The organism is Micromonospora luteifusca (assembly GCF_016907275.1).
Taxonomy (GTDB): domain Bacteria; phylum Actinomycetota; class Actinomycetes; order Mycobacteriales; family Micromonosporaceae; genus Micromonospora; species Micromonospora luteifusca.
Genome location: NZ_JAFBBP010000001.1, coordinates 268,993 through 283,104, shown reverse-complemented (window position 1 = coordinate 283,104; position 14,112 = coordinate 268,993). Strand labels below are relative to the sequence as shown.

General features: G+C 69.1%; 9 protein-coding genes. All 9 read left to right on the top strand.

Annotated features, from left to right (window positions below):
• Positions 1-9: 9 nt before the first annotated feature.
• Positions 10-2,385 (top strand): beta-xylosidase/alpha-l-arabinosidase, encoded by a 2,376-nt coding sequence (locus tag JOD64_RS01320; RefSeq protein ID WP_204940481.1) that lies wholly within the window; start codon positions 10-12, stop codon positions 2,383-2,385.
• Positions 2,386-2,395: 10 nt separating this feature from the next.
• On the top strand, positions 2,396-3,385 hold the full coding sequence (locus JOD64_RS01315) for an ABC transporter permease (protein WP_204940480.1): 990 nt from the start codon (positions 2,396-2,398) through the stop codon (positions 3,383-3,385).
• Positions 3,382-4,290 carry a carbohydrate ABC transporter permease gene (locus tag JOD64_RS01310; protein ID WP_307813151.1) on the top strand — a complete coding sequence of 303 codons (909 nt, stop codon included), beginning with the start codon at positions 3,382-3,384 and terminating at the stop codon, positions 4,288-4,290. Before JOD64_RS01315 ends, JOD64_RS01310 begins: the two co-directional genes overlap by 4 nt.
• 53 nt (positions 4,291-4,343) lie before the next feature.
• On the top strand, positions 4,344-5,981 hold the full coding sequence (locus JOD64_RS01305) for an ABC transporter substrate-binding protein (protein ID WP_204940478.1): 1,638 nt from the start codon (positions 4,344-4,346) through the stop codon (positions 5,979-5,981).
• 77 nt (positions 5,982-6,058) lie between these two features.
• Positions 6,059-6,748, top strand: a complete 690-nt coding sequence (locus JOD64_RS01300; RefSeq protein ID WP_204940477.1) for a DUF624 domain-containing protein — start codon at positions 6,059-6,061, stop codon at positions 6,746-6,748.
• The gene (locus tag JOD64_RS01295) at positions 6,745-8,778 is read left to right on the top strand and encodes a beta-galactosidase (RefSeq protein ID WP_204940476.1); all 2,034 of its coding nucleotides are present in this window, start codon (positions 6,745-6,747) and stop codon (positions 8,776-8,778) included. Before JOD64_RS01300 ends, JOD64_RS01295 begins: the two co-directional genes overlap by 4 nt.
• Positions 8,775-10,913 (top strand): alpha-glucuronidase, encoded by a 2,139-nt coding sequence (locus JOD64_RS01290; protein ID WP_204940475.1) that lies wholly within the window; start codon positions 8,775-8,777, stop codon positions 10,911-10,913. Before JOD64_RS01295 ends, JOD64_RS01290 begins: the two co-directional genes overlap by 4 nt.
• Positions 10,914-11,218: 305 nt before the next feature.
• A complete protein-coding gene (locus JOD64_RS01285) occupies positions 11,219-12,577 on the top strand; it encodes an extracellular catalytic domain type 1 short-chain-length polyhydroxyalkanoate depolymerase (protein ID WP_204940474.1) in 1,359 nt (452 codons plus the stop codon).
• 38 nt (positions 12,578-12,615) lie between these two features.
• Positions 12,616-14,043, top strand: coding sequence for a glycoside hydrolase family 10 protein (locus JOD64_RS01280; protein WP_204940473.1), 1,428 nt, complete (start codon positions 12,616-12,618; stop codon positions 14,041-14,043).
• Positions 14,044-14,112 lie beyond the last annotated feature (69 nt).

The window sequence follows — 14,112 nt, the reverse complement described above, 5'->3', positions numbered from 1 at the left end:
GGTCTTGGCATGAGAAGTCAGTCGCCGGCGGGTAGCGGCGCCGTACCGTGGCACGATCCGCAGCTGTCGCCGACCGACCGGGCCGAGGCACTCCTGCCGTTGATGTCGCTGGAGGAGAAGATCGCCCAGCTCGTTGGGGTCTGGGTCGGCGCCGAGGCATCCGGCGAGGGCGTCGCCCCCCACCAGTCCGACATGATCAACGAGCCGCTTCAGTGGAGCAGCGTCATCCGGCACGGGTTGGGTCAGCTCACCCGCCCGTTCGGGACCGCGCCGGTCGACCCGGTGGTCGGTGCCCGGTCGCTCGCCGCCTCCCAGGCGCAGATCGTCGCCAGCAGCCGGTTCGGCATTCCGGCCCAGGTGCACGAGGAGTGCCTCACCGGGTTCGCGGCCTGGCGGGCCACCGTCTACCCGACCCCGCTCAGCTGGGGCGCGTCCTTCGACCCGGAACTGGTCGAGGCGATGGCCGACCGGATCGGGCGCTCGATGCGCGCTGCGGGCGTACACCAGGGGCTCGCACCGGTCCTCGACGTCACCCGCGACTACCGCTGGGGTCGCACCGAGGAGACGATCGGCGAGGACCCGTACCTGGTGGGGACGACCGGTGCCGCGTACGTGCGGGGTCTGGAGGGCGCCGGCGTCGTCGCAACCCTCAAGCACTTCGCCGGCTACTCCGCCTCCCGGGGCGGGCGCAACCTCGCCCCGGTGCCGATGGGCCGTCGGGAGTTGACCGATGTGATCCTGCCGCCGTTCGAGATGGCCCTTCGGCTCGGCGGCGCGCGCTCGGTGATGAACTCCTACGCCGAGATCGACGGCCTGCCGGTCGCCGCCGACGAGGAGCTGCTGACCGGCCTCCTGCGCGACGAGTGGGGCTTCACCGGCACGGTGGTCGCGGACTACTTCGCCGTACGTTTCCTGCAGACCCTGCACGGGGTGGCCGAACGTTCCGCCGACGCCGCCCGGCTCGCCCTGCGGGCTGGGATCGACGTCGAACTACCCACGGTGGACACCTTCGGCACCCCGCTGGTGGAGGCGGTACGCAGCGGCGACGTCGACGAGGCGCTGATCGACCGGGCGCTGCGTCGGGTGCTGATCCAGAAGATCGAGATCGGTCTGCTCGACGAGGGCTGGCAGGAACTGCCCGACGACGTGGCGTCCCTGCGACTCGACGACGAGACCAGCCAGGACGTGGCCGTACGCCTGGCCCGGGAGTCCGTCGTCCTGCTGCGCAACACCGGGGTCCTCCCGCTGCCCAGCGGCGGCCGGGTCGCCCTGGTCGGCCCGTCCGCCGACGACCCGATGGCCATGCTCGGCTGTTACTCCTTCCCCAACCACGTCGGCATCCACCACAGCGAGTTCGGGCTCGGCCTGGACATCCCCTCGCTGCGCGACGAGCTGGCCCGACGCGTCCCGCTGCTCAGCTACGAGCCGGGCTGCGCCATCACCGGCGAGGACACCTCCGGCATCCCGGCCGCGGTCGCCGCGGCTGCCGCCGCCGACGTGTGTGTGCTCGCCGTCGGCGATCGGGCGGGAATGTTCGGCCGAGGCACCTCCGGCGAGGGCTGCGACGCCGCCGACCTGCGGTTGCCCGGCGTACAGGCCGAGCTTGTCCACGCCGTCCTCGCAACCGGCACCCCGGTCGTCCTGGTGTTGATGGCAGGTCGCCCCTACGCGCTCGGCCCGGAGTTCGACGCCGCGGCAGCCGTGGTCCAGGCGTTCTTCCTCGGCCAACTCGGTGGGCAGGCGCTCGCCGAGGTGCTCACCGGCGCGGTGAACCCGTCTGGGCGCCTGCCGGTGAGCGTGCCCCGCGACGCCGGCGGAATGCCGAGCACCTACCTGTCGCCGCCACTCGGCCACCGCAACAAGGTGTCCTCGATCGACCCCACCCCGGCGTACCCGTTCGGTCACGGGCTGAGCTACACCACCTTCGAGTGGTCCGACGCCATGGTCGTCGAGCCGGCGGACGAGGCGCAGGGTGACCCGGCCGCCTGGCCGGTCGACGGCGAGGTGCGGGTGCGGATCACCGTCGCCAACAACGGTGACCGGGCCGGCACCGAGGTGGTGCAGCTCTACCTGCACGACCCGGTCGCGCAGACCACCCGCCCGGTGGTCCGGCTGGTCGGCTACACCCGACTGCCGCTGGAGCCGGGCGAGGTGGCGCACGTGACGTTCGGCGTGCCGGCCGACCTGGCGTCGTTCAGCGGCTCGACCGGCCGGCGGGTCGTCGAGCCCGGCGCGGTCGAGCTGCGGTTCGGCCGGTCGAGCGGCGACGCGGTGGCGACCCTGCCGCTGTGGCTGACGGGCGTCGAGCGCCAGGTCGGCCACCAGCGGGAACTGCTCACGTCGGTGCGGGTCGAGCCCCTCGTGGCCGTCCCGCATCCTGCCTAGGAGGCCGAGGATGACATCGACGTTACGGCCACCGCCGCCGGCGCCGCCCCGTTCTCCGGCGGAGTCTGCCAGCCCCGCCCCGCGGTCGCCGCGACGCCGCCGCAGTTGGCGGCAGGCGCTGCGCCGGGACTGGCAGCTCTACTCGCTCGCCATCCTGCCGCTGCTGTTCTTCCTGGTCTTCCGGTACCTGCCGATGATCGGCAACGTCATCGCGTTCCGCCGGTTCAAGCCGGGCGGCAATATCTTCGGTGAGTACTGGGTCGGCCTGCGCTACTTCCGGATGTTCTTCACCGACCCGACGTTCTGGGAGGTCTTCACCAACACACTGGTGCTCGGGACGCTGACCCTGCTGTTCTGCTTCCCGTTGCCGATCGTGCTGGCGCTGCTGCTCAACGAGGTCCGTGCCCGGCGGTTCAAGCGGTTCGTGCAGTCGGTGTCCTACCTGCCGCACTTCCTGTCGATCGTGATCGTGGCGGCGATGGTCATGCAGCTGACCTCGATCGAGGGTGCCGCCAACCAGGTCGTCCGGTTGTTCGGTGGCGACGCGGTGGCGTTCCTGCAACAACCGGGTTGGTTCCGCACGATCTACGTCTCGTCCGAGGTCTGGCAGACCGTGGGCTGGGGCACGATCCTCTACCTCGCCGCCCTCACCACGATCGACCAGGACCTGTACGAGGCGGCCCGGATCGACGGCGCCGGCCGGTTGCGGCAGACCTGGCACGTGACGTTGCCCGGTATCCGGCCGACGATGGTGACGCTGCTGATCCTCAACATCGGCAGCTTCATGGCGGTCGGGTTCGAGAAGATCCTTCTGATCTACAACCCGCTGACGTACCCGACCGCGGACGTGATCTCCACCTACCTGTTCCGGATGGGCTTCCAGTCCAGCAACTTCAGCTACGCCGCCGCCGTCGGCCTCTTCGAGGCGGTGATCGGGTTGGTCCTGGTTCTGACGGCGAACCTCATCTCCCGACGCACAGTGGGGACGAGCCTGTGGTGATCCTCGGTACCAAGAGCGAAGCCCCGAAGACGCGCGGGCCGGTGGACAGCCGCGGTTACCGGATCTTCCGGGTGGTCAACACGGTCGTCCTGATCGGCGTCGTGGTCGTGACGCTGTTCCCGTTCCTCAACATCGTGGCCCGCTCGCTCAGCGAAGAGGCGTACATCATCTCCGGGAAGGTGACCATCTTCCCGCGCGGGTTCGACCTGACCGCGTACAAGCTGTTGATGTCGGACGCGTTGTTCTGGACGAACTACCGCAACACAGTGGTGTACACGGTGGTCGCCACGCTCATCTCGATCGTGCTGACCACGTGTTACGCGTACGTGCTGTCGAAGCCGCGGCTGAAGGGGCGGGGTGTCCTCGTCGGCGTCGCGCTGTTCACCATGTTCTTCTCCGGTGGTCTGATCCCCAACTACGTGCTGGTCACCAGCCTGGGGATGAAGAACACCATCTGGGCCGTGGTGATCCCCAACGCCATCAGTGTGTTCAACCTGCTGGTCATGAAGGCGTTCTTCGAGAGCCTGCCGAGCGAGTTGGAGGAGGCGGCGGCGGTCGACGGGCTGAACACGTACGGCATCCTGCTGCGGATCGTGCTGCCGCTGTCGAAGGCGATCATCGCGACGATGGTGCTCTTCTACGCGGTCTCCTTCTGGAACTCGTGGTTCACCGCGTTCCTCTACATGGACCAGCAGGATCTGCTGCCGGTCACCGTGTACCTGCGCAACCTCATCGCGGGCGCCACCAGCGCCGAGTCGGCGGCCGCCAACGCGGACAAGGTTCAGGCCGCAGCCACCCTCCAGGCCGTGACGATCGTGCTCACCACCCTGCCGATCCTGGCGGTCTACCCCTTCGTCCAGCGGTACTTCGTCTCCGGCGTGCTGCTCGGCGCCGTCAAGGGATGACGCCGGGCACCGCAACGATCCACCTCCGAGCCCCACCACCGAAAGGACGAGCCATGCTCCACAAGCCGTGGCGCCGCGTGGCCATAGCCACCGCGGGTCTGCTCGCGCTCACCCTCACCGCCGCCTGTTCCGAGGACCCCGGCGAGTCGAAGGACCTCTCCGAGAACCGGGTCGGCGCGATGGCCACCTACGGCGTCGGCGACCAGTTCAAGGCGACCGAGGCGCTCTCCTTCTCCACCCTCTACAACAACCACACGTTCTACCCGCTCAAGGAAGACTGGCTGTTCTGGTCGGAGCTGACCAAGCGGACCAACGTCAAGATCGAACCGGTGGCCGTGCCGCTGAGCGACTACGAGCAGAAGCGCAGCCTGCTGATCGGCGCCGGGGACGCCCCACTGATCATCCCGAAGACGTACCACCCGCAGGAGGACGCGTTCGTGTCGTCCGGGGCGATCCTCCCGGTGAGCGACTACCTGGATCTGATGCCCAACCTCAAGGACAAGATCACCAAGTGGAATCTCCAGCCGGAGATCGACAACCTGCGGCAGGCCGACGGTAAGTTCTACCTGCTGCCCGGCGTCCACGAGAAGCCCACACAGGACTACACGGTGCTCGTGCGCACCGACATCATGCAGGAGCTCAACCTCGCCGTCCCGAAGACCTGGGACGACCTGTACACGGTGCTCAAGGCGATGAAGGCGAAGTACCCGAACGTCTATCCGTACTCCGACCTGTTCAGCAAGCCCAACCCCACCGGCGCCCTGCTGAACCTCCTCGGCTCGGCCCACGGCACCTACGCGGGCTGGGACTACCAGCACGCCACCTGGAACCCGGGGACGAAGAAGTTCACCTACACCGGCGCATCCGAGCAGTACAAGCAGATGGTCACGTACCTGCACAAGCTCGTCGCCGAGGGTCTGCTCGACCCGGAGAGCTTCACCCAGACCGACGACCAGGCACGCCAGAAGCTTGCCAACGGCAAGTCCTTCGTGGTCACCGGTAACGCGCAGACGCTTGTCAACAACCACCGGCCCGACCTGGCCAAGACCCTGCCGAACGCGAAGATGGCCAAGATCCCGCTGCCGATCGGCCCGGCCGGTGAGGTCAACCCCTTCCCCCGGCTGGAGAACGGCATCATGATCTCCTCGAAGGCCCGGGAGAGCAAGAACTTCGTCGCCATGATGCAGTTCATCGACTGGCTGTGGTATTCCGACGCCGGCATGGAGTTCGCCCGCTGGGGCGTCGAGGGCACCACCTTCACCAAGGACGCGTCCGGCAAGCGCTCGGTCACCGCCGAGGTCGACGTCCTCGGGCTCAACCCGAAGGGCACCAAGCACCTGCAGAAGGACTTCGGCTTCTACAACGGCGTCTTCGCCTACGGCGGCACCCCGGACCTGGTCCGCGGGTTCTTCTCCCCGGAGGAGCTGGAGTTCCAGAAGGTGATGGACGCCCGCAAGCCGAGGGAGGTCCCCCCGCCGCGCCCGTTCACCGATGAGGAGCGCGAGCAGGTGTCGCTCTGGGAGACCCCGCTGAAGGACTTCGTCACCCAGAACACGCTCAAGTTCGCCCTCGGCCAGCGGCCCCTCAGCGAGTGGGACGCCTACGTGGCCGAGCTGAAGGCCAAGAACTCCGAGCAGTACATCGACCTGGTCAACAAGGCGTACGAACGGTTCCAGAAGAACAACGGCTGATCAGCGGAACGTCCGGTCGGGCCGCCCATCGCGGCCCGACCGGACCTTCCGGCCATCACCGCCCGGATGGAGCAACCATGAGTGGCAGCGCCCAGGCCTGGCGACAGTTCGGCGACGGGCCACTGTCGCGGATCACCTCGCGTGTCTACATCCTTCTCGTGGTCGAGTTGCTGCTCCTGCTCACCACCCTGCCCGGCCTGCTCCCGTTGCTGCTGCTGAGCCGCGACGCCAGCAATCTGCCGTTGGTGGCGGTCTTCCTGGTGCCGGTCGGCCCCGCGCTGTCGGCCGCCCTGTACGCCCTGCGCCACCAACGTCCCGACCTGACCGACCTGCGGCCCGCCGCCATGTTCTGGCGCGGGTACCGGGCCAACCTGTCCGGCGTGCTGCGCGTCTGGGTGCCGACGCTGCTGTGGCTGACCGTGCTCGCCGTGAACCTCGCCTACCTGGGTGTCGTCGGCCTCCCGGACTGGTGGACGGTGCCGCTGGTCCTGCTCGGCGTGGGTGTGACGCTCTGCGCGGCCAACGCCCTGGTGATCACGTCGCTGTTCGACTTCCGCACCCGCGACGTCCTCCGGCTCGCCACGCACTTCCTCGTGCGTACCCCCGGTGTCACCGTCGGCAACGCCCTGCTGCTGGCCGCGGCGACCGGGATCACCGCGGTCTTCTCCGAGGCGGTGCTGGCGCTGGTCGCCTCGGTCGCGGTCCTGGCGTTCCTGCGGATCGGTGACCCGATGATCCGCCTGATCGAGAAGGAGTTCACCGCATGAGCCTGCCCGTCACCGCCAAGGTGCCCTTCGGGGGCGACTACAACCCGGAGCAGTGGCCCGAGGACGTGTGGAAGCAGGACTACCGGCTCTTCGACACCGCCCGGATCGACCTGGTCACCATCGGCGTGTTCGACTGGGCGCTCAACCAGCCCGCCGAGGACGTGTACGACTTCTCGACGCTGGACCGGATCGTCGAGCGCGCCGGCGCCGAGGGGCGCGCGATCTGCCTGGCGACCGGCACCGGCGCCCACCCGGCGTGGTTGGCGAAGGCGTACCCGGAGGTGACCCGGACCGACTTCGAGGGCCGCAAGCACCGATTCGGCCAGCGGCACAACTCCTGCCCCAGCTCCCCGGTCTTCCGCCGGCTCTCCACCGAACTGGCCCGCCGGGTCGCCCGCCGCTACGCCGACACACCGGCGGTCGTCGCGTGGCACGTCGGCAACGAGTACGGCGGCGCCTGCTACTGCGAGCTCTGCGCGAACGGCTTCCGGGACTGGCTGCGCAACCGCTACGGCACCCTCGACGAGCTGAACGCCGCCTGGTACACCACCTTCTGGTCGCACACCTTCACCGACTGGGACGAGATCGAGCCGCCGTCAGCGCTGACCGAGCACTGGCGCGGCCCCGACCGCACCGCCTTCCAGGGCATCACCCTGGACTACCTGCGGTTCTCCTCCGACGCGATGCTGACCAACTTCCGCGACGAGAAGGCCGCCATCCGGGAATCCAGTCCGGGCCTACCGGTGACGACCAACTTCATGGGCATGTACCGGCCGATCGACTATCACCGCTGGGCCGCACACCTGGACTTCGTCTCCTGGGACAACTACCCGCCGGACGACGAGTCGGCGGCCCGGATGGCGCTGACCCACGACCTGATGCGCGGGCTCAAGGACGGCCAGCCGTTCTGGTTGATGGAACAGACCCCGAGCGTCACCGCGTGCCGAGACGTCAACCCGCTGAAGAGGCCCGGCCTCATGCGGCTGTGGAGTTGGCAGGCGGTGGCACACGGCGCCGACGCGGTGCTGTTCTTCCAGCTGCGTGCCGCCCGGGGAGCCAGCGAGAAATACCACGGCGCGGTCATCGGCCACGCCGGCCGCTCCGACACCCGGGTGTTCCGGGAGGTCGCCGAATTGGGCGCCGAACTGGACCGTCTCGGCCCGGCCTCGCTGGGCGCGCGGACGCCGGCCCGGGTGGCCCTGCTGTTCGACTGGGACAGCTGGTGGGCGTTGGAGATCTCCGACGGCCCGTCCCGGCTGGTCCGCTATCAGCAGGTCGTGCTCGCGTACCACCGGGCCCTCTGGGACGCCGGTGTGGACCTCGACGTCGTCGCGGTGACCCACAACCTGTCCCGCTACGACGTGGTCGTCGCGCCGGCCCTGCACATGCTCAAGGGCGACCTGCCGCAGCGCCTGGAGGCGGTCGCCGAGCGCGGCGGCTCGGTGCTGACGACGTACCTGTCCGGTCGGGTGGATGAAAACGACCAGGCCTTCCTGATGGACGTGCCCGGCCCACTCGGTCAGCTGCTGGGTGTCCGGGTCGACGAGTGGGACGCGCGCGGCCCGGAGGCGGTCAACCCGGTCCGCCTCGGCGACGGCACCGACCAAATCGACGTCGAGGCGCGGCTGCTGTTCGAGTTGGTGATTCCGCAGGGCGCGGAGGTGGTCGGCACCTACCAGGCCGACTTCTACGCGGGCACCCCGGCGGTGACCCGCAACTCCTTCGGCGCCGGCGACGGCTGGTACGTGGCCGCGGGGCTGGACCAGGCCGGCGTCTCCTGGGTGGTGCGGCAGGTGCTGGCCCGACACGACGTGCTCGGGCCCTACCCGGACGTGCCGGACCTGGAATCCGCTGTCCGGGTCGCGCCGGACGGATCGCGGCTGCTGTTCCTGCTCAACCACCGCGCCGAGCCGATCGAGGTGACCGCCCGGACCAGTGGCGTCGACCTGCTCACCGGCCACCGGACGGCGGCCGACGACGCCCTGCGGCTGCCGGCGTACGGCGTCCTCGTGCTGAGGGCGGACGCGTGAACGCCGAAGGGTCCGCGGACCTCGAACAGTTGGTGTTCACCGAGGAGCCGGAGGGCACCGACGAGCCGCGCGTACACGCCGCCTGGCTGCCCCCGGAGGCGTTCCGGGCGCTCGGCGCGCGCCGCGTCCTCGTCCACGGTCAGGGGATGCTCGTCGACACCGTCCTCGACGAGGTTTCGCGTGCCTGCGCGCGCTACGGCGGACGGGTGTGGCATTCCCCCTCCTGGGACGTCGACGTCGACGTGGTGCTCGCCCTGCGTGGTGCCGGCGAGCTGCCCAACCCGGCGGTGGAGGCGGCGCGCGCCGCGGGGGAGGCGGCGCTGGTCGAGATCGGCGACGGCGAGACGCTGGGCGACGAGGGGTTCCTGCTGGCGCGGGCCGGCGAGGTGACCGTGGTGCTGGCCGACGCGCCCGCCGGGTTGCTGTACGGGCTGTTCCACGTGGTTCGGCTCTGTGCGGCGGCCTACGACCCCGCCCGCCCACCGGAGCGGCACCGGCCGGCGCTGCGCCGGCGGATGCTGAACCACTGGGACAACGTCGCCGTGCACCCGGTGATGGGCCAGGTCGAACGGGGGTACGCGGGCGGCTCGATCTTCTGGCGTGATGGCCGACCGCGCGGCGACCTGGCCCGGATCCGGGAATACGGGCGACTGTTGGCGGCGAGCGGCGTCAACGCGATCTCGGTGAACAACGTCAACGTGGGCCGGACGGAGGCGCTGCTGCTCACCGACCGGCTCGGCGACATCGCCGAGATCGCGGACGTGCTGCGCCCGTACGGCATCCGGGTGCACCTGTCGGTCACCTTCGCCGCGCCAGTGGTCCTCGGTGGCCTGTCGACCGCCGACCCGATGGACGAGGCGGTGCGGGCCTGGTGGGCCGCGACCACCCGGAACGTGTACGAGCGCATCCCGGACTTCGGCGGTTACGTGGTCAAGGCCGACTCGGAGGGACAACCCGGCCCGTTCACCTATGGGCGTGACCACGCCGACGGGGCGAACGTGCTGGCGGAGGCCCTCGCCCCGCACGGGGGAGTGGTGCACTGGCGGGCGTTCGTCTACAACCATCACCAGGACTGGCGGGACCGGTCCACCGACCGGGCGCGCGCCGCGTACGACCATTTCACCCCGCTCGACGGGCGGTTCCGCGCCAACGTGGTCGTGCAGGTGAAGTTCGGTCCGGTGGATTTCCAGACGCGTGAGCCGGTCTCCCCGGTGCTCGCCGCCATGCCGGCGACCCGGCTGGCGGTGGAGTTGCAGGTCACCCAGGAGTACACGGGCCAGCAGCGGCACGTCTGCCACCTCGGCCCGTGGTGGGGTGAGGTGCTGCGCTTCGAACCGTGGGGTCCGGGTGGACGGACGATCGCCGATGTGGCCACGGGGGTGGCGGAATCCGGTGGCGGTCTTGTCGCCGTCGCCAACACCGGTGACGACCTCTTCTGGACCGGGCACCCGTTGGCACAGGCCAACCTGTACACGTTCGGTCGGCTCGCCTGGGACCCCCGGCTGGACCCGACGGCGATCCTCGACGAGTGGATCTCGCTGACCTTCCCGCCGTCGGCGACCGCCGACCCGGAGCTGGTGGGGCGGACGCTGCACGAGATCCTGGACGACTCGTGGCGCACCTACGAGCGGTACACCGCCCCGCTGGGCGTCGGCTTCATGGTTCATCCCGGTGACCACTACGGCCCCGGCATCGACGGGTACGAGTACACGCGGTGGGGCACCTACCACTTCGCCGACCGTGACGGTGTGGGCGTGGACCGCAGCCGCGCGTCGGGCACCGGCTTCGCCGCCCAGTACCCGCCGTACTGGGCCCAGGTGTACGAGTCGCCCGAGAGCTGCCCCGACGAGCTGCTGCTCTTCTTCCACCACGTCCCGTACGAGCACGTCCTGCACAGCGGGTCGACAGTCATCCAGCACATCTACGACACGCACTTCACCGGTGTCGAGGAGGTGGCGGTGATGCGACGGCGCTGGCAGACCCTGAACGGGATGATCGACCCGGCCGTCTACGAGCGGGTGGCCGAACGTCTCGACGAGCAGGTGCGGTCCGCCACCGAGTGGCGCGACCAGGTCAACGCGTACTTCTTCCGCAAGTCCGGGGTGCCCGACGAGCGTGGGCGCACCATCTACTGATCGCAACGACAGGGAGGCGCGGCCATCCGGCCGAGCCTCCCTGGCTGTCTCCGGGAGGCTCGGCAGGTTCCGAGAACATCCCGATAATTGCTCGGGACCCATCGATGGTGCCCACGCCCGCCGATGCCCCCAGGCGTGCAGGTGGCCGCCGAATCCGTTGCAGCGAAAGGTTTCCGGAACTCTTGACAATCGAGTTAGCTCGATTGAAGCTGGCATGGTCACGCGAGCCGCGGTCAAGGTCGGGCGAAGGGCAGTCCTCGACTTAAGTCCCCTTCCACGCGCCTTTTTCGCAAGGGATCGCGACCATGACACTGAAGACAAGAACGCTTGGCGTCGTTCTGGCGGCCGTGACGCTGGCCGCCGCCGCGTTGACGTTCCCCACGCCGGCGTCGGCGGCAACGCTCACGCAGGTGACCAACTTCGGCACCAACCCCACCAACCTGCAGATGCACCTCTACGTCCCGGACCGGGTGGCGACCCGACCGGCGATCCTCCTGGCCATGCACTACTGCACCGGAACGGGCCCGGCGTTCTACTCGGGCACGCAGTACGCATCCCTCGCGGACCGGTACGGGTTCATCGTGATCTACCCGTCGGCCACCCGCAGTAGCAAGTGCTGGGACGTGTACTCGCCGCAGGCGTTACGTCGTGGCGGCGGAAGCGACCCGGTCGGGCTCATGTCGATGGTCGACTACGTGCGGCAGCGCTACACCGCCGACCCGGCGCGGATCTTCGCCACCGGCACCTCGTCCGGGGCGATGATGACGAACGTCATGCTGGGGGACTACCCGGACGTGTTCGCGGCCGGCGCTTCCTTCGCCGGCGTGCCGTTCGGCTGCTTCGCCACCGGGGGCAGCTCCGAGTGGAACAGCGAGTGCGCGAACGGGCAGGTCATCAAGACCCCGCAGCAGTGGGGGGATCTGGTCCGCGGGGCGTACCCCGGCTACAGCGGCCAGCGACCACGGATGCAGATCTGGCACGGCACCAGCGACGAGACACTGCGCTACCCGAACTTCGGCGAGCAGGTCAAGCAGTGGACCAACGTGCACGGATTGAGCCAGACCCCGACGTACACCGACTCCCCGCAGTCCGGCTACACGCGCACCCGGTACGGCAGCAGCGGCCCGATGGCTCCGGTCGAGGCGATCAGCATGCAGGGTGTCACGCACAACCTGCCGGTCGACGCCGCGCAGGTCATCCGCTTCTTCGGGCTGGACGGCACCACACCTCCACCGACCACTCCGCCTCCCACCACCCCGCCTCCCACCACCCCGCCTCCCACGACGCCGCCCCCGACGACGCCGCCGCCGACCACGCCGCCCCCGACCACGCCGCCGCCCAGCGCGGGCGCCTGCCGGATTGGCTACACGGTCAACGCCTGGAACAACGGGCTCACCGCGAGCGTCACCATCACGAACACCGGTACCGCCGCCGTGAGCGGATGGGCGCTGACGTTCACGCTGCCCACCGGACAGCGCATCACCAGCGGCTGGAACGCCCAGTACTCCCCGGCGAGCGGCGCGGTGACCGCCCGCAACGTCTCCTACAACGCCACCATCGCCCCGAACACGTCGGTCGGCATCGGCTTCCAGGCCACCCATGAGGGCGGCACCGGCAAACCCTCGTCGTTCGCCCTGAACGGTGCCGCCTGCTCGGTGGCCTGAGCTCCATTCCCACCCACCACCACAGAAGGAGTCGCACGATGAGAAGCACGAAGTGGAAGGCGGCAACGAGAGCCGCCCTCGCGCTGACCGGCGCGGGTGCGCTCGCCGCCGGCATGGCGCTGTTCGCGACCGCACCCGCCTCCGCCGGTACGACCTTGGGTGCGTCGGCTGCCGAGAAGGGTCGGTATTTTGGTACGGCGGTGGCTGGGTTCAAGCTCTCCGACAGTGCGTACACCACGATCTTGAACCGTGAGTTCAACATGGTGACGGCCGAGAACGAGATGAAGATCGACGCCACCGAGCCGCAGCAGAATCAGTTCAGCTACGGGGCGGCGGACCAGATCGTCAACCATGCGCGCAGTCGTGGGATGAGCGTGCGGGGTCATACCCTGGCCTGGCATTCGCAGCAGCCGGGTTGGATGCAGAACATGAGTGGTAGTGCGTTGCGGCAGGCGATGCTCAACCATGTGACGCAGGTGGCCACGCATTTCCGGGGTCAGGTCGTGGCGTGGGATGTGGTGAACGAGGCGTTCGCTGATGGTAGTTCGGGTGCGCGTCGTGACTCGAACCTGCAGCGGACGGGTAATGACTGGATCGAGGCGGCGTTCCGGGCTGCGGATGCCGCGGATCCAACGGCGAAGCTGTGTTACAACGACTACAACACGGACAACTGGACGCACGCGAAGACGCAGGGCGTCTACAACATGGTGCGTGATTTCAAGGCTCGTGGTGTGCCGATCGATTGTGTGGGTTTCCAGTCGCACTTCAACAACGACTCGCCGTACGTGAGTAACTACCGCACCACGTTGTCGAGTTTCGCGGCGCTGGGGGTGGATGTGCAGATCACCGAGTTGGACATCCAGGGCGCGTCGGCGGCCACGTACCGCAGTGTGGTGGAGGACTGCCTGGCCGTGGCCCGCTGCAACGGGATCACGGTGTGGGGCATCCGCGACAGTGACTCGTGGCGGGCGTCGCAGACCCCGTTGCTGTTCAACAGCAACGGCTCGAAGAAGCCGGCGTACGACGCTGTCCTCGCCGCGCTGAACAACGGCACCACCCCACCGACGACCGCTCCTCCGACCACGAACCCGCCGACCACGGCTCCGCCCACGACGGCTCCGCCCACGACGGCTCCGCCCACGACGGCTCCGCCCACCACCCCGCCTCCTGGGCCGGGTGGCTGCACCGCGACGGTGACGGTGAACCAGTGGACGGGCGGCTTCGTGGCAAACGTACGGGTCACGGCCGGCTCGTCGGCTCTCAACGGCTGGACGGTGACGATCGGGTTGCCGTCAGGCGCGACGGTCACCAACGCGTGGAGCGCCAACCGCAGTGGTAACACCGGCACGACGAACTGGACGAACGTCGCCTACAACGGCCAGGTCGGCGCCGGGCAGGCCACCGAGTTCGGCTTCCAGGCCAACGGCACCGCCGGCAGCCTCAGCCCAACCTGCGCGGCAGCCTAAGAGGATCATCCGGCCGGTGCGCGGGCCACCCGCCCCCGCACCGGCCACCCACCCCAGCCCCGGTGATCA